Source organism: Neobacillus sp. DFD-2R (assembly GCF_057747865.1).
Map to the genome: position 1 here is coordinate 2073691 of NZ_CM173228.1, position 17256 is coordinate 2090946.

At 30.5% G+C, this 17256-nt stretch carries 11 protein-coding genes and 1 pseudogene; 10 read left to right on the forward strand and 2 right to left on the reverse strand.

The annotated features are described in order from the left end of the window. Nucleotides 1-192: 192 nt before the first annotated feature. Nucleotides 193-960, reverse strand: coding sequence for a hypothetical protein (locus tag AC3ANV_RS10440; RefSeq protein ID WP_488313540.1), 768 nt, complete (start codon nucleotides 958-960; stop codon nucleotides 193-195). 370 nt (nucleotides 961-1330) lie between these two features. On the opposite strand from AC3ANV_RS10440, the gene AC3ANV_RS10445 reads away from it, so the two are divergent. The 8 genes from AC3ANV_RS10445 to AC3ANV_RS10480 all read left to right on the forward strand — a co-directional run bounded on the left by AC3ANV_RS10445 (nucleotide 1331) and on the right by AC3ANV_RS10480 (nucleotide 15170). Then, nucleotides 1331-2212, forward strand: coding sequence for a hypothetical protein (locus tag AC3ANV_RS10445; protein WP_488313541.1), 882 nt, complete (start codon nucleotides 1331-1333; stop codon nucleotides 2210-2212). Nucleotides 2213-2552: 340 nt separating this feature from the next. Continuing rightward, nucleotides 2553-3782 carry an FRG domain-containing protein gene (locus AC3ANV_RS10450; RefSeq protein WP_488313542.1) on the forward strand — a complete coding sequence of 410 codons (1230 nt, stop codon included), beginning with the start codon at nucleotides 2553-2555 and terminating at the stop codon, nucleotides 3780-3782. Beyond that, entirely contained in the window at nucleotides 3779-4957 is a 1179-nt protein-coding gene (locus tag AC3ANV_RS10455) for a DUF262 domain-containing protein (protein ID WP_488313543.1), read from the forward strand. Before AC3ANV_RS10450 ends, AC3ANV_RS10455 begins: the two co-directional genes overlap by 4 nt. A gap of 1277 nt (nucleotides 4958-6234) precedes the next feature. Beyond that, nucleotides 6235-8070: a DNA cytosine methyltransferase gene (locus AC3ANV_RS10460; protein ID WP_488314180.1), complete on the forward strand. Its 1836-nt coding sequence runs from the start codon at nucleotides 6235-6237 to the stop codon at nucleotides 8068-8070. A gap of 75 nt (nucleotides 8071-8145) precedes the next feature. Next, the gene (locus AC3ANV_RS10465) at nucleotides 8146-9630 is read left to right on the forward strand and encodes an ATP-binding protein (protein ID WP_488313544.1); all 1485 of its coding nucleotides are present in this window, start codon (nucleotides 8146-8148) and stop codon (nucleotides 9628-9630) included. Next, the gene (locus AC3ANV_RS10470) at nucleotides 9611-12304 is read left to right on the forward strand and encodes a Z1 domain-containing protein (protein ID WP_488313545.1); all 2694 of its coding nucleotides are present in this window, start codon (nucleotides 9611-9613) and stop codon (nucleotides 12302-12304) included. The genes AC3ANV_RS10465 and AC3ANV_RS10470 overlap by 20 nt, the downstream gene beginning before the upstream one ends. Next, nucleotides 12297-13310: a PD-(D/E)XK motif protein gene (locus AC3ANV_RS10475; protein ID WP_488313546.1), complete on the forward strand. Its 1014-nt coding sequence runs from the start codon at nucleotides 12297-12299 to the stop codon at nucleotides 13308-13310. The genes AC3ANV_RS10470 and AC3ANV_RS10475 overlap by 8 nt, the downstream gene beginning before the upstream one ends. Nucleotides 13311-13322: 12 nt before the next feature. After that, nucleotides 13323-15170, forward strand: a complete 1848-nt coding sequence (locus tag AC3ANV_RS10480; RefSeq protein WP_488313547.1) for an AIPR family protein — start codon at nucleotides 13323-13325, stop codon at nucleotides 15168-15170. 79 nt (nucleotides 15171-15249) lie between these two features. Here the strand turns inward: AC3ANV_RS10480 and AC3ANV_RS10485 are convergent. Further along, nucleotides 15250-15679, reverse strand: a pseudogene (locus AC3ANV_RS10485) (very short patch repair endonuclease). A gap of 311 nt (nucleotides 15680-15990) precedes the next feature. Here AC3ANV_RS10485 and AC3ANV_RS10490 point away from each other — a divergent pair. Both AC3ANV_RS10490 and AC3ANV_RS10495 read left to right on the forward strand, forming a co-directional pair. Next, nucleotides 15991-16125 carry a recombinase family protein gene (locus AC3ANV_RS10490; RefSeq protein ID WP_488314181.1) on the forward strand — a complete coding sequence of 45 codons (135 nt, stop codon included), beginning with the start codon at nucleotides 15991-15993 and terminating at the stop codon, nucleotides 16123-16125. A gap of 197 nt (nucleotides 16126-16322) precedes the next feature. After that, nucleotides 16323-16775: a hypothetical protein gene (locus tag AC3ANV_RS10495; RefSeq protein WP_488313548.1), complete on the forward strand. Its 453-nt coding sequence runs from the start codon at nucleotides 16323-16325 to the stop codon at nucleotides 16773-16775. Nucleotides 16776-17256: the final 481 nt, after the last annotated feature.

Here is a 17256-nt window from a genome sequence, read left to right on the forward strand (position 1 = left end):
AATCAATATTTTATTTTAGAGGAATAATTTATTCCTAAAAAGAAAAAGCACAGATCCAGTTTCTAAAACTGATTCTTTATTTATAACAGTTGCAAGACTAAAGTAAGTCTAACCCATTTTTCTGAGAATAAGTAGTAAAAAATGCCCTCCCGAATGGGAAGACATTGTTTAAGCCAAAGATTATTTATTGCCTTAGTCATGCAATTCATTTGTAAATTCTTGAAGCCTTGAGGTTTTACCTCCTTGCATATCATTTTCAAGTTTTTCAATATTTAATGATTTAGGATATTTTCTTCTTGTAACCCAAATTGTACCTAAGGGTAAAATTGAATAAAAAATTCCCACAATAAAGAAAGCTGTAAAAAGAGAAACTTTTGGAGATATTAGGGGGGTAGTCAATTCCTTTGCAAACCCAGGAAAAAAATTTGGTACTATTACACTAAACGCTATTGCTCCAAGACCGAAAATTAGAAATAAATATAATAATACTTTTTTAGACAAAATCATTTTTCCAACAAATCTTTGTGAAAATAATAAACTACTATTCGACTTAGTGCCCCAATTAATTGCCCCTTTGGGCATTCCCTTTATGTTACCTTTAAATTTTGGGTATCTTTTAAAATCAGTATGTAAAATTTCGATAGTTACACCATCTTTTGGGTCAAGGTATTCAAAATTCATATTTAATATATTTCTTTCATCAATGTTAGTTGTTAACTCAAATTGATTAACTTCTTTAGTTCTTTTTAAAATAGTAGCCCCTATAATTTCTTCTTTTTCATTAAACTCTAAGCGTATTGGATCATTTTTAACTATGTTTTGGCCGTGTATTGTTTTTGTTCCAGAATTCCAAATTATTATAGTTGTTTTTATGATTCTTGGAACCTTTATACCTTTATAATAAATTTCAATTTCCTCTGGTGTTATTTCATTATTCCCAATTATTTTTAGTGAATCCAATTGGTAAACTAATCTTGGGCCTATGTTTGCTTTTTTATAGGTGTATATAGCTATTAGTACACCTAATATACCAATAAGCGACCCGACCCAACCCAACCCTGATTAAAAAAACTTGATATAATATTCATATTATCATTCCCCTATTATTTCTTACTATATATAAATTTACAATTAAATACATATTCTGACAAGGTGTAATTATTCGAGTTTTATTTGTATTGTTATTTGAATGCACTATTAGGTTTAAATTCATAATAAAATTCTCATTTTATTTTCCTGCACATTCTAGTCTGATGTGTACCTGGATAATTATGTTATATAATTTAATTATCGAAATATTCAGGGAGATAGTGGGAATGGGGGAGCTAAAATGGATATTGAGAAGACTCTGATTAACGCCGGGGTTAGTAAGGAACATTTATCTTTTTTGAAAAATGACACATTAATAAGTGATACACCATTTTATTATTTTTTTGACGGCATGGCTCAGCGAGAATATCGAGTTGTCTCTGTTAACAAAATCAAAGGATTGTCAAGGGGAGAACCTGGTTTTTCATGGTGGGACCATGCTCTAAGGAAAGTTGGAAATATTGATGGTAATCGAGTGGAAGAAAATCATAAGAGACTACAATCTACGACTTTAAACGAGTTTAGAGAAGGTTTTGGAAGTAGCACCTTCCCAGCAGTAGAATTAAATTACTATGATGAGTTTGATGAATATTACGTATCTCATGATGGGAATCATCGAACTTTATGGGCTAAATTAGTGGATGCCGACTATATTAGGGCTAGAGTATATGACTATAAGTACAATCCTATAAAACATGACAGTTATAAGCGGGTACAACGTATCTTAAGTGATTATACGAAACTTGTGCATGTAGCTAACTTTCAAATGAAAGAGGGAGAAAAAAAGGGAGAACTTCAGTATAATGACTGGCCTGTAGGTTCCCTAAATTTTCCCGACATATACAACTACTTGAATGAAGAACAGATTTCTAATTTTATGAATTGCGTGGATAAGAATATTAAAAGGATTGAGAACATTGTGGATAAATACTTTCAATGGTCGAAGATACCAAATAAGTGGAGGATGAAAATATTTCAATTAATAATTTTAAACCCTTATTCCTATGAGTATCGACACACTTATGAAAGTCTAGTTATTCTTCAGGAACGTGGATGGGTTCCTAACATAAGTGCTGATGATTGGAAGAAGTCGAAAAACGAACTGCTTAAATTAAATTTTTAATAAAACCACCATAGAAAACCACCATAGTGAAAAACCTTAATTAAATTAGGGTTTTTTATTTTGCCTTCGTTTTAATAAAAAAAGCAATGACGCTGGCCTCGGAAACGTCACAGCCTAATCCTTTAAGACGCCTAAGGCGGGAACCTAATTGATGAGTGGCTGGGTAGTATTAGATTTGATTTTTTACCCTATCCAATATTATGGTGAACCGTATCATAAGTAAATGAGGGAAAATCTTTGAAGATGTTTTCTTTGAGGATTTTCTTTTATTTTTAATATATAATTTGATAATAGATAAATTATATTCAGAATAGTTGATAACTAAATTAGGGGTGAGTATATGGATTTAACGAGTTTTTCAATTTTTAAAGAGCAAATAATGAAAAATGAAATATTAGAAAGTGAACCTAAATATTACTTACATATATATCAAAAGTATAGAGAAGAGCTATTACAAATTGAAAAAGAATTTAAGAAAGATATATTAGAAAATCAATATGATGAAATATTAATTAATGATAAAAATCGTACCTTATTAGATAATATAATCTATCTACTTGAAGGAATCGATTATATAGAAGGTAAATCAGATGAAGAACAGATAGATATTATTAAACTTTTAGAATTAGATACATATAAAAATCTAAAGTTAAGCGATTTAATAAATATTGGTTTTGAATTTCAAAATGGAAAAATGAATATTGAAATACAGGAATTAAAAACAAAAATTGATGAAATGGAGAAAAATAATATTTGGAATGAAGCTAGTGTGGAGGAGACGATTAGACAAAAGTATTCAATAGAGAATAGTGAAAATGTAAAGCTGATAAATTCATTAAGTGAGTACACACAATTTATAAATGAATTGGAAATAAATTTAAGTAATGGGTTGGTTTCTAGGGGGCAGAAAGATTGTAGTTTCTATTTATCACCTTCATTATATCGTATATATAATAAACGACAAGATGTTCATGCAAAAGGATATGAACAAACTTTTAAACAAAGAATAGCTTATTATTCTAAAGATTTTGGAATTAAATCAGATGAAGAGCTTAGAGCAGAAGGTCAACATTTTGGTTTACCTACAGAGTACTTAGATTTTACAGAAGCACATATTATTTCCTTACTGTTCGCTATTGAAGATTATAATTATAAAGATAATCATTCAATTGTATTTTTTATAGATTCAGCTGCTTTTAATAAACAATCTGTGAATAAAGATGAAAAATTAATAAATTTACAATTACAAGGAGAGAGAGAATATTTATCAAGATATAATTCTTGTTCGTATTTTATTAAATTACCAAATATTAATGAACGTATTCATTTTCAAAAAGGCTGTTTTTTAAGAGTATCTCAACAAGATTATTTAGATGAAAATAAAGATTTAATAGAAAATTTAAAAGACAAATGTGGGATTGCAATAATAAATAAATCATGTAAAGAAGAAATTCTTAAAGAGTTATTTACCTTAGGAATAACGTTTGAAAGTATTTATCCAGATAAGGATAATTTAGTGAAATCTATTAGATTCAATTATGAAATTATGCAAGGAGGGAAAGGGAGATGACGAAACAAGAAAAAACGTTTTTTGATTCTTTAAGATATACAAGAAAAGAAATTTCTGTTCAGGATATGGTAAAGTTTATTGAAAAAGGAGAGCAGTTTTTAAAATTAAAAGAAAATGATACATATAATTTGATGGATTATATAAACGGTATTCTAATTAGTCCTGATTATCAAAGGGTATATAAATCAACTATGAAAGAAGAGGGTAGTATCATTGAATCCCTATTAATGGGGATTCCGATTCCAGAAGTTTTTCTAGTTGCAAATAACAAAAATCAACTACGAATTAGACATGTAATGGATGGTCAACATAGATTGAACGCTATCTATAGATTTGTAAATAATGAATTTGCTCTAAAAAATTTAGAAATAAAGGAAGATTATAACAATAAAAAATTTGCAGACTTAGAAATAGAAGATAAAATCAAAATTCTTTCAAGTAATCTTTCTATTTTAGAATTTGAAAATTTTAATACAGTTGAGGAGGAAATTGAATTATTTAAAAGATATAATACGAATACGAAAAAACTGGAAGCACAAGAAATCGAAATGGTAACATATTTCTCTGAAACTAATAAGTATATAACCCAGTTCATAAATGTCCTGATTAATGATGATAGTAATATAGACATCGGTGAAAATAAATTATGCGGAATTTATAATATTACTCCCTCAAGAAATAACAAGCAAAGAAATCATCAGGAAGTATGTGTAATCTTAAATATAATTGAAAATGGATTAATTGATGTTAGAAATGCGAGTGATATTTCTAAAAATTTCTTGCAAAAAAAATCTTATTTATTCAAAAATGGTAATGATGAAAATTTAGATGGACTAATTAACGAATTTAATTTATTTAATGATTTTATCATTAAAACCTCGGAGTATTTGGAATATCCTTTTTCACCTCGAATTTTAAAAGACGATGAATTGAAATTAAATAAATTTAGTATTGGATTAGCTATAGTTTATGCAACCTTATGGCATTATTTTAAGATCGATTATAGTGAAGAAGGATTTATTGAGGAATTATTAGATTTTATCAATAAATCACCGATAGGAAACCCTAACTTTAAAGGTTCAACAACCAATTTAAATGAAGTTAAAAAATATCTTTTTGAAATAAATAAAGTACAAAATATAAACTACAAATATTTGGAATTCAAGTCTAAATAAAACCTCCTTTAGAATTTTAACGGTGAAACCTTACCATAAATAGTGGCGGATTTTTCACAATTAATTTCTCTGAACCGAACCATTAAGTTAATGGGTTTTTCAAAAAACAGTAACAGCACCAACTCAATGAGTAGAGTCGTGCTGTTTTTGTTTTGAATCGTTAGATGAACATTTGTTGTATAAACCATTGGTTTTTGCTGTTTTAAATATTCTAGTTTTTGTTCCTCTAATTGAATTTTATTTTCAAGTAAATACCCATACTATAGTTAAGGAAATAGAAAAAATTTTAACAGAGCGACAAATAACCACTGATGTGAAAAAAAGAGAAAATAGCCAGCCATTTTGTTTTCAATTTATGCTGTGCAGTAGGTTTCAATTTATTAAAAGATTTCAAAAAGCGATAAATTAGTTGATACATATAATAAAATTTTAGAAGAAAATAATATTGTGGCTTTTAATTTAGTTGATTTATGTAATTAAGTTAGATATGTACAATATATGCCTTTTCAAGAAGTAGGGGGTTTCAAGCAGGAACTTAAAAATAAAAATTTAATTGGATATAGTCTTTAAGAGGTTTAATAATAGACCATTTATACATGTTTAAAACAAATTATAAGAGAAACAGAGAATTTGTTCCATACTTGATATTTCAATTGAGACTCAAAGAAAAAGGAGTTAATAGCTACTGCGAAATGAAAATAATAAATTTACTGAAGTTGTTTAATTTTAAACAGTTTTTTAATGTTTCACTACATTTAAAAATAATAAGAAGCTTACCTATTACTGCTCCATGTAGAAATGTAAACAATTGCTTGTGTTACCTCTTTTTATAATCACATTATTTAGTTAAGAACCTGGTCAAATTGCACACTTTTTCACAAAAACAGATAGCTAATAAGAAATTAATTAAAACGGCTCATCCCCTTTAAAGGTTGAGCCTTTTCTCATTTTGCTATCAATATAAAATGGGGCCCAGATTGATATAAACATGTCGTATGAAATTGAAGTTTAATTTTAAGTAAAATCATTAAAGTGTTTTGTTTTTTTGAACTATTGGACAGTAAAGTATAAGAATAACAAACGAATCAGGAAGATAAAGAAGATGAATATATTTGTAAATCAAATTATTTGCAATTTCTAGCCTAATCACATACCGATTTATTAGTGATTGCTGATTACAATTGTTAATTAATGGAATATGAATATGAGATAAAATAATTATGGTAATATAAATAATGGGCAAATATGTTCGCTTAATCATTGTAATCTGCAGCTGGATGTTATATGCTGCTTGTATAAGGTTTTATATAGGGGCGAGAGATTTGAATGTAAGTGAAGAAAAATATCATCTAATAGATCTATTTGCAGGTGCAGGTGGCTTAAGTAACGGATTTCAACAAACAGGAAAATTCCAAATAGTTGGGGCCGTAGAAATTAACAAAGAAGCTATTGAGACTTATATTAATAATCATGAAGGTAACGAAAATATAATAATTAAACCTGAGGATAGTGAAATAAGTAATATTAGTGACATTAACTTCAAGAAATTTATGAAAGAAAAAGGAAGAGATCCTTTAAAAACGGTAGTAATTGGTGGGCCACCATGCCAAGGTTTTTCAAATGCAAATAGACAAAAGAATTATTTAATTTCAGGTAATAATCAACTAGTTAAAGAGTATGCACGTGCCATTGATGAAGTAAGACCTGTAGCTTTTCTAATGGAGAATGTTAAAACAATGAATTCGGCTACGCATAAATTCTTTGTTACAGAGCATATAGATGATAAAATTTATGCTTATAGCTCTGAACAACATTTACAGAAAATAAATGATTGTGAGGATCCGTTTTGGAAAGATGATGAGTTAATTCTACTTGAAACAGATAAAACGGAATATAAAGATTTAATCCATAGAATTATAAAAATGAAACATGTTACACCTCTCATCACAAGTGAAATTGAGTTTTCAAGAATTAGAATTGTAGTCCGAAAGCTAAAGAAAACAAAAATTTATAATCCAACTTCAGTTAAGGAAAAGAAAGAATTATTAGAGATTCAACAAGTTATTGATTCTCTTTCAAGATATGAATTTGGTGAATTGAATACTGAAGAAAAAATGAAAGATATAGTGAATACAGCAATTAATACATTTAAAGAGATTGTTAACTGTGGGAATACTGACAACAAAAAAATGTTAAACAATCTTCAGGGTTTAATTGAAATTAATCAGTTGTTAAGGTATCTGAAAGAAATTGAAGATGAAAAAATTTTAAAACTTGAAGATCCTAAAGTAGTTGGAGATACAAAGTTAAAAGTTGTTGTAGCAGTCAAATCCTATAACATAGTAGTTTATCTAAAAAAATTATTTAAGTATTTAGGGTACAATTTAGAAGAAGGAATTGTGCATTCTAATCACTATTTTGTTCCACAAAAGCGTCAAAGGTTTATGATATTAGGTGTAAAATCAAACTGTACAAATTTTGTTGAAATTAAATTTCCAGAAAAATATACTGAAATAGATTTTACTGTAAGAGATGCAATTAGTGATTTAGAAAGTATTGATCCTACAAAGAATGTCGAAGAAAATCAGTTGTTATATAATGTCAAGTTAAATAAAACGGTGATGCAAAATTACTATCGCTCAGATATGAAAGAAAATATTATTTATAACCATATCAATACAGACAGTGAGACACTGAGTAAACAAAGATTTGAAGAGATAAAGAAAAATGAAGGGAAAAATTTCCATAGTTTATCGACAGAGCTTCAAGAACTTTCTTACACGGATGCTTCTAGAACTCAAAATACCGTCTATCTAAGGTTAGATTATGACGCCCCTTCACCCACAGTCATTAATGTTCGAAAATCTATGTGGCAACATCCTACAAAAGCAATTGCATTAAGTATAAGAGAAGCAGCCAGATTACAATCTTTTAAAGATAATTATATATTTAAAGGAACAAAGGATAAGCAATATCAACAAATCGGTAATGCAGTCCCTCCTTTAATGGCTAGAGCAATGGCTGAACAAATTTTGTATTATTTAGGAGAAGAACCCAACCAATTTCTAAAAGATGAATTTTTTACTACTACTAAAGCAGCAATCTATTTGTAATGGATTGCTGTTTTTTCTTTGTCAATTTGTTAGAATAATATAAAGTAAAAAAAAGTAAAAAAACTAGGGGGAAATATGGATACAATTAATACACGACCCTCTGCTGCTCCTGTGATTCAAGCTCTTAGAAGTATTGGTTATAATTCACAAACAGCAATTGCTGATATAGTTGATAATAGTGTTGACGCAAAAACAAATTATATCCATATAGAATTCGAATATGATATGGGAAATGGTTTTATAAGAATAGAAGATAACGGAATAGGAATGTCAGACGCAGAATTGCAAAAAGCTATGACAATAGGCTCAAAGGACCCCAGAGAACGGAGAGCTAAGGAAGAGCTGGGACGATTTGGAATGGGATTAAAAACGGCGTCATTTTCTATGGGGAAACGATTATGTGTTTTTACAAAAAAGGATGGAATAATTTCTGAACGCTGTTGGGATTTAGATTACGTTAGTGATAAAAATGAATGGCTCCTGTATAAATCGATTCCTAGTGAAATAAGAGATAAAATCGGACAACTAGAGGGAAATAGCGGAACGATTGTTTTTATAGATAAACTGGACCGATTTTGTGGCTTTGGTACTCATAAAGTTTTGAAACAAGACAGTTATTATTCCAAAGTAAAGCGTACACAAAAATATTTAGAAATGGTTTTTCATGTGATGCTAGAGAAAGGCTTAATAATCACGATTAATGGCAACACTTTATACCCTTGGAATCCATTTTTAGAAGGAAATCCAAGACGGATTGAAGGAGAAGAGCAGGTTATTAGAGTAAACAAAAAGTTAGTTAGAATTACCCCGTATGTATTACCTCATCCAACTACTTTTAATCAAGTGGATTTTAAATATGCTGGTGGAGTAAAAGGATGGAACGATCAGCAAGGCTTTTATATATATAGAGAAAATCGCATGGTAAGTTTTGGTGATTGGTTTGGCATGTTTCCTAAGGACATCGCGTCAGAACTCGTTAGAATTAAAATCGAATTTACGAATGATGCAGATGATGACTGGAAAATTGATATAAAGAAATCTACAATTACTATTCCCGATGATGCAAAACAAGATTTATATGGGATTGCGAAATATTATAGACAAGTATCACAAGAAATAATGTTATATCGTACAAAAGCTACTCGAACAGGCGGGAGAATAAAAGGTACCTTAAATACTTGGGAGCTTGCAACGGATGACATAAATAGTTCTTACGTCTTAAATAGAACACATCCCGTTTTAAATGAAATCCTTAAAGCTGTTGATACAGATGTACGAAAAAAAATTAACTTATACCTTAAATTGGTAGAATTAGGTTCACCAAATAACCTTTTAAAGACTTCCAATATGGCCAAAAAAGATGAGCAGCAAATTGATGAAAAATCCAGGAAATTGGTAATCGATTATGCGGAAATTTTATTTAGTACTGGTTTTGATATAGATATTGGTAAAGTTTCTGAGACGATTTCAATGATGGCTGGATTTGAGGGTATTGAAATTAAAACAATAAAAAACATCATTGAGAAAGAAGTGAACACAAATGTATCAAGTAATACGTGAGGAATATTTGGAAATAGTAGATAATTTATATACATCATTTAAAAATCTTGGCTTTGATAAACCATTAGAATCTGCAATGGAAAAAGCTCAAGAAAAGGTACTAAAGTCTTATGCTAATTTAAATAAAAAGGATTTGGAAAGCTTATCTTTAGAGGCTTATACAAAATATATTTCTATAAATGTACGTAAAGCAAGTTCAATTAGAAGTAATGAAAACATACCTTGGTTTGAGGATACCCATCCGACATACTCTTATTTTTGGCCTAGATATGAAAAATATCTAATAGAGAATAAGGAATGGGCACGTGATACAGTAGAAACTATTGATGTTACTACTAATGAAATTTTAAAAAGTATCGGAAATCCTAAAAGTAGACAAACATTTGATAAAAGAGGATTAGTTTTAGGGCATGTACAATCAGGAAAGACAGCGAATTTTACAGGGTTAATCAACAAAGCATTTGATGTAGGCTACAAATTAGTAATTGTTTTGGCTGGTATGCATAATGATTTACGTTCTCAAACGCAATTACGATTAGGAAAAGAGGTAATTGGTTCTGTTGATAGCATCACTGGTGAAAAACAGGGTGTTGCACTTGTTAAAACAGGCGGCACGCAAATCGAGACTTGGACTACGGTACAGGATGACATTTCTACTAGTAATGCAATCGGTATTAAAAATTTAGATAAGCCAATTTTACTAGTTGTAAAGAAGCAAAAAGATGTACTTCCTACATTAATTGACTTATTAAGAAATAGTATTAAGCATTCAGAGATGAGTCCACCAGTTTTAATCGTAGATGATGAGGCAGACCAAGCTAGTGTTGACGCTTCTGGAAAAAATACTGACAATCCTACTAAAATTAATCAGTCTATTAGAGAATTGTTGAGTCTATTTAATCAAAAATCATATGTTGGCTATACAGCCACGCCTTTTGCCAATCTACTAATTAAAGCTGATGTAAACCATGATGAGATAGGAAAGGATTTATATCCAAAAGATTTTGTAATTGCATTGCCTAAACCAGATGGGTATAGTGGACCTGATGAATACTTCAATACAACGGGTTATACAGAGGACAATAAACCGATGTTTATTAGGCACTTAAGCTCAAATGATATTACTATACTAGATAAATTGAGAACAAAAGATGATGCGGGTCTATTTACAGAAGTTCCTAAGTCCATGCAGGAAGCAATACTAGCCTTTCTACTTTCAGTTGCAATAAGGAATTTAAGAGGTCAGATTGGCGAGCATAATTCAATGTTAATCCATACATCCAGACTTACAGATGTTCAAGACTCAATATGTGGCGTTATAAAAGAGTTTTATAAAAAATTATCAAATGATCTTCTGTACAATCCAAAAAGTGAATATATACCAAAGCTACAAGAACTATATGAAGAAGATTTTATTGAGGTGCAAAAAAGCTTCGAACCTTCAAAAAAATTTGGTGAATTTGCATGGGAAGAAATTTATAAACAAATTAAAGTTGTAGCAGGCAAGATTGAAGTGATGGAAATTAACGGAGAGAGTGAAGATGCTCTTGAGTATGATAAATACAAAGAAAATGGGCTATATGTTATAGCAATTGGCGGAAATAAACTCTCACGCGGTTTAACCTTAGAAGGCTTAACGATTTCATATTATTATCGTGGTAGTTCTATGTATGACACACTAATGCAAATGGGGCGTTGGTTTGGCTTCCGTAACGGATATATGGACCTATGTCGAATATATACAAGTGAAGACATTGCGGAGAATTTCGAATATCTTGCTGTTGTCATGAGTGAGTTAAGAGAAGAGTTTGAAAAATTTGTAAAAGATGGTGTGACACCTGAAGAATACGCAGTTAAAATGAAAACACATAAAACCATGACAGTTACGAGTCCAGCAAAAATGGGTACGGCTGAGTCGCCTATTTCTTATACAGGCACTATGCAACAAACACGTAGCTTTGATAAAAACAAGGAATTCTTTATAAATAATATGGAGGCTACGGTTCAATTAATTAATAATATAGAACAACAATTTAAAACGGCTATTAATGGCACTAAATATCATATTGCTAAAAATATTCCCAGTCAGATTATTATTGATTTCTTGAAAAAATACAGAACTCTTTCTTCAGCACGAATTGTTAATAGCAAAAAAATTGCAGATTATATTTGCAACATGAATAAAAAAAACTTTTTACAAAAATTTAATGTCGCTGTTGTGGATGTGACCAAGACTACATTAAACCGTAAGAAAGCAATTGATAATGGGATTACTCAATGGAAAGTAAATTTAGGTAAGATACAGATTGAAAGTGCGGTAATTCGTAGTATTGATCAGGATAAAAGTAAAAGGATCGGTGTTGTAGACTTAGGTGCTATTGTCGCAGAAAATCAAGAGTTTATTGATATTGAAAATCGAACTCCCGATAAAAAAGCAAATATAGAGCTAAGAGCTAATGATAACCCACTACTTTTGGTTTATCCATTACACCCGCAAGTCAAATCTTTTAGGAAATTAAATATAGATTTTAATGAGAATCTTGTGCCCATTGGGTTAGCATTCTCATTTCCAGATCTTGTAGAAATATCAGATGTTGATTCAAGTGAAAGAACAAAGAAAGAAGGAGCTTATATTTACAATAATACAGTTGGAAGGGATGGTTCTAATGATTAATATCTCAGAAAAATTCAAGTTTCTTATTGAGCAGTCAAAAAATGAGGAATCAGATGATATTTATCGCTTAGAGCCAATCTACTTTCAAGAACCATTTTTATTAATCGGGCTTGATTTACTTAATTTACAGCGGCGTATTTATATCGATATTACAAGTGAAAATTGGGATGAAGAACAATTGAAATCATTTCCAAAATGGCGAGGTATTGACATAGGGCAAGAATATTTTTCGCAAATTGGTCCGTTAAAAGAAAAAAACTTCTTAGTAATTTCACAAATTGTAGAGGATAGCGAAGAGATTTTTGAACGAGTTTTACAAAATTTAGTAGATCATATTTTGATTGAAGAAGAATTGCCACTTTATTCAGTAATTTATGAAGTTTTAGATCGTTGGCATAATTTCTTTAAGAGAAAATGGGATACCAAATTAACAATTGAAGAAGAGATGGGGTTATTTGGCGAGCTTTATTATATTAATAGATGGCTTGAATTTTTTCCCCAGGAGCCACCTTTGATTATTAAAGATTGGAAGGGCCCGCTAAAAAACCGAATTGATTTTGTTAGTAAGAATAGCGGAGTTGAAATTAAAACCGTTGCACCTAAAATAAGAGATGAAATTAAAATCTCGAATGAAAAGCAATTAGAGCTTAATCCCGTTATCGATAAATTGTTTCTATATGTACTAAAAGTGGAAGCAAATGGGTCAACAGGTAAGTCACTTCGAAATATGATTGAAACAATAGAAGAACAGCTTATTAATCGAGCACCTTCTTTAGCGGTAAAATTTGTGGATTTGCTACAATCAATTAGTGTAACGGGAGAAGAGTATGATAAAAACTACTTCTTTGTACATGAGGAATTAGCATTCGATGCAGCTGAAGAATTTCCTAAACTAACTTCAAAAAACTTACCTACCGGAATTACTAATGTTTCATATTCAATTGATTTGTCACATTGTAAAAGTTTTAAGGTTCCGTTAGAAGATGTATTCAATTTGAATAATTAAGGATGATTCATAATGAATGAAACCAAAAGAAAGCTAGATTTTTTTTGTGAATTGATTGACACTGTTGAACAAAAGGGGCGAGTATCAGGTAGTAGACAAACACCTTTTATACAGGAAGTTTTACCTTTTATAAACTCTGAAGATGAGCCAGCGATTGTTTATTTCGGCAAAAAAGAGTCGAAGATTCAACTTAATGGTTATTTATATCAAGAAGATATTAATACTTTAAACTTGTACGTAGTAGAATATGAGCCGTTTTTCGAAGAAGAACAATTGCCGGTTGCTAGTATGACATCCTTAAAGGAGTTCGCGAATAAAGCGAAGAGATTCTTTACTAATGCGGAAACAATTCTGCAATTAGCGGATCGTTCAATGGAATATTTTGATTTAGCGAAATTGATAATAGATAAAAAAGATGAAATTGAAGAAGTAAATATTTATGTGATTACAAGTAAGTTTTATCTATCAAATAAGCCAATTGATTTAAATATACCTGGTGTAGAAACAGTAAATGTACATGTTTGGGATATGGATCGTATTTTTAAACTATCTGAAGCAGAGCAAGGTATAAGAGAATTTGATATTAATTTTGAATCGGAATATGGCGGGGCACTGCAAATGATGCACGTCCCCAGTAATGCTGAAAGTGGTCTAATCGATTGCTATGTCGGTGTTATCTCAGCAAAACTTTTAGCTAAACTTTATGATGATTGGGGACCAAAATTAGTAGAACGGAATGTTCGTTCTTTTTTACAAGCTCGCGGTGGAACGAATAAAGGAATCCGAGATACTCTTAAAGATGAGAGGCAACGTGAATTATTTGTTGCTTATAATAACGGAATCTCAAGTGTTGCAAAAGCAGGGGATATTAAACAAATTGGGGAATCAAGTCTTTATAATATTAACACATTAACAAGTTGGCAGATTGTTAATGGCGGCCAAACAACTGCATCTATACATCAAGCCTATAAAAATGATGTTGATTTAGCAGGGGTTTATTTACAAGCAAAATTGACTATTATAAACGTTCGGGAAGAATTAGAGAATGACCATGTTCAAATGGATCGCCATGCACTTGAAGATGAAATGATAGCAAAAATTTCGGAGTATGCAAATACCCAAAATAAAATCAATAAATCAGATTTGCTTGCAAATACGCGTTTTATGTCCGATATAGAAAAACTTTCTCGTAACGTCTGGATTCCAACACAAGATAATCGCAAAGAGGAGTCAAAGTGGTATTTTGAACGTGCGCGTGGACAATATATGGTTGATATTAGTAGGCGTTCCAAAGGAAAAGAACAAACTGCTTTTAAAAAAATGTATCCAAAAGAAAATGTAATAACAAAAGTAGAGATGGCAAAATATTTTATGTCGTGGGAAGGCAATCCTCATGTATCTAGTAAAGGTGGAGAAGAAGCTTTTAAACGCTTTATGGATTTAAATAGCCAATATTGGAAACAAAGTTCCGTTACGAATGATGAAGGTGAAGTGACGAAAAGTATCCTCAATATTGATAACAACTATTACAAGCGGCTTATTGCAAGAAGAATTATTAATGCATTTGTTACTAAGATAGTTGAAAGTATGAATTTAAAAGGTTATAGAGCAAATGTAATTTACTATACTGTAGCTATGCTAAATTATTTATACGGAAAAGAAATAGATTTAATGGAAGTTTGGCGACAACAAGCGCTTTCTACAAAGTGGGAAGATATTGTAAGAGTAATTGCTGGTAATACTTTAAATTATTTAAGAGAATCCGCTGGTGATCAAAACGTTACACAATGGGCGAAAAAAGAAGACTGTTGGAATGGTTTTATTAAAGAATCGGCAGTTGTCCTGAGTAATATGGTTTAGTGTTATCACAATACTATTGTAAGGCTGCTTACCTTTTCTTTAAGGTAAGTATTCTTTTTTTAGAAAGAAAAACTTATTGTTAGAATTCACCTTCTAGTTTGAGCTTTTTAATTTCCTTAATAATTTTTTCAACTGTGGCACCTAAATCATTTTTAATTTCATGCTCCCAAATCCGTAAAAGAAACCATCCTTTATCTTGGTAGAATAAATTTACTTCCATATCTCTATTCTTATTTCTTAGAAGTTTTTTCTCCCAATAATCGGTATTGCTTGCTTTTAGGCATAATACCATGAATAGGACAAGAATGCCAAAAACATGAGTCAATAAATATAACTAATTTATATTTTTTAATTGCTATATCTGGTTTTCCATACAACGATTTAACATTTCGTCTAAATCTAAAACCTTTTTTCCATAGTTGGGCAGTAATAAGGTCCTCAATCTTTGATATTGATTTGATAGCCTGCATATTTTTTCTTCTCTGGGCTTTCGTGAGATTATCGGTCATATTTTTCCCCTTCAATTTTAACTTGGATTTTATAAGATGATATTACAAATCCTGCTATTTCTTTAGTCGAGCTTGATTTATCATTGTTTTTTTGTATTCATAAAAATATCTCTTAAACACCTCTTGTTAAAAACAAAATAACTCAGAAGTTTTATCCAATAATAAAATGATGAATTACTTGTACAATTCTATACTTTTTTAACTAGATATAATCCTAAAAGTGTACTTTTTAAGGACAAAGAATAAAAAATTTTGAAAGAAGCAAAATTATGCCGATAATATAAGGATTAAGGTAAAATCTCTGATTGTCTGTGGCAAAATATATCGGAAAAATTCACTGGAATAAAGAATATAGGCCTGAGTTTAAAAAAGTTCTTTCACTTTTAAAAGAAGGTGATATGCTGGTCGTAACAAAGCTAGACTGTTTTGCTCGTATTGGTAATTAAGGAAATTCGGGTTTAAGGTGCTGTATCAAATTCAAAGTACCGGCTTGATTAGGAGTGGCGGGCATGATAGCCTCGATTAGCGATGCAAACTGATTAATAGGCTGGCTTCTTGGCAGAAGAATTATGCCCGCAGAGGCTCCATGTCAAGCTACTGGCCTTTCTAAAAGAAAACGAAAGAAAAACAAAATTAAAAAACTGTGAAAACAGAAGTATTAGATTTTATCAAACAAGTTGTAGAGAATAACAAAGTAACCATAGGAAAAGGGAAAACAAGTTCTCTTTATTATAATAATAAAAAGATTTTCACAGATACCGAATCCCTAAAAGAAAGCAAAATGGATTATCTTGGATTTGTATTTGATGGAGCTACCGTAAAAATACGAGAAAAAAGCTTGTTTAAGTATTACCATAGAACATTTAAGAAAATATTATCAGTTAATATAGCAAGCAGTCTCAAAGGAAGAACTGTTGGTAGAAAAAAATTATATTCACTATATACACACCTTGGAAACAGATATAAGGGCTATGGAAATTTCATTTCTTACTGTAAAAAGGCACATGGAGTTTTTGCTGAAATTGACGACATAGATAGTATTATTTATCGACAGATTAAAAGGCATTGGAATAAGATTCAAAAGCGATTGTTATAACAAATAACTGGATGCGACATTGTGAACTCAAGTAGCACCCCATAGTGATACCACATACACTCTTGACATATGGAATTGTGTCACCGAAATAAGTAAAATAAAACACACCCTTCCCCCATCTCAATTAATATTCATTGATAAAGACTGCACAGAAATTGCACAGAATTTCTAGAAACAATGGAATTAAGAGACTTCTATTGTTCCAATAAATCATTACGATCTTAAATTACTGCAATTTATACCAAAATACTTTATAATAGATGGTTTAGAAAATCGACAGTGTAGCGGCTATAAAATATAATTGGACACCAATTGTGATTTAATTTTAATTTTATATTTTGCTAAATGGTGGTTATCCAAAAGGAGGAAGATTGAAAGGTTGGCAGCTCTGAGTTTAGAAGAATACGAACAACAAACAGCATAGTTCAGCTTTCTTTTATTCGGAAAGAAATTAATCAGGAGAGACTTCGGTCTCTTTTTT

Excerpts from the sequence above, each read along its gene's own strand:
- AC3ANV_RS10445 (WP_488313541.1), top strand. The coding sequence starts at position 1,331 with ATGGATATTGAGAAGACTCTGATTAACGCCGGGGTTAGTAAGGAACAT.
- AC3ANV_RS10450 (WP_488313542.1), top strand. The coding sequence starts at position 2,553 with ATGGATTTAACGAGTTTTTCAATTTTTAAAGAGCAAATAATGAAAAAT.
- AC3ANV_RS10455 (WP_488313543.1), top strand. The coding sequence starts at position 3,779 with ATGACGAAACAAGAAAAAACGTTTTTTGATTCTTTAAGATATACAAGA.
- AC3ANV_RS10460 (WP_488314180.1), top strand. The coding sequence starts at position 6,235 with ATGTTATATGCTGCTTGTATAAGGTTTTATATAGGGGCGAGAGATTTG.
- AC3ANV_RS10465 (WP_488313544.1), top strand. The coding sequence starts at position 8,146 with ATGGATACAATTAATACACGACCCTCTGCTGCTCCTGTGATTCAAGCT.
- AC3ANV_RS10470 (WP_488313545.1), top strand. The coding sequence starts at position 9,611 with ATGTATCAAGTAATACGTGAGGAATATTTGGAAATAGTAGATAATTTA.
- AC3ANV_RS10475 (WP_488313546.1), top strand. The coding sequence starts at position 12,297 with ATGATTAATATCTCAGAAAAATTCAAGTTTCTTATTGAGCAGTCAAAA.
- AC3ANV_RS10480 (WP_488313547.1), top strand. The coding sequence starts at position 13,323 with ATGAATGAAACCAAAAGAAAGCTAGATTTTTTTTGTGAATTGATTGAC.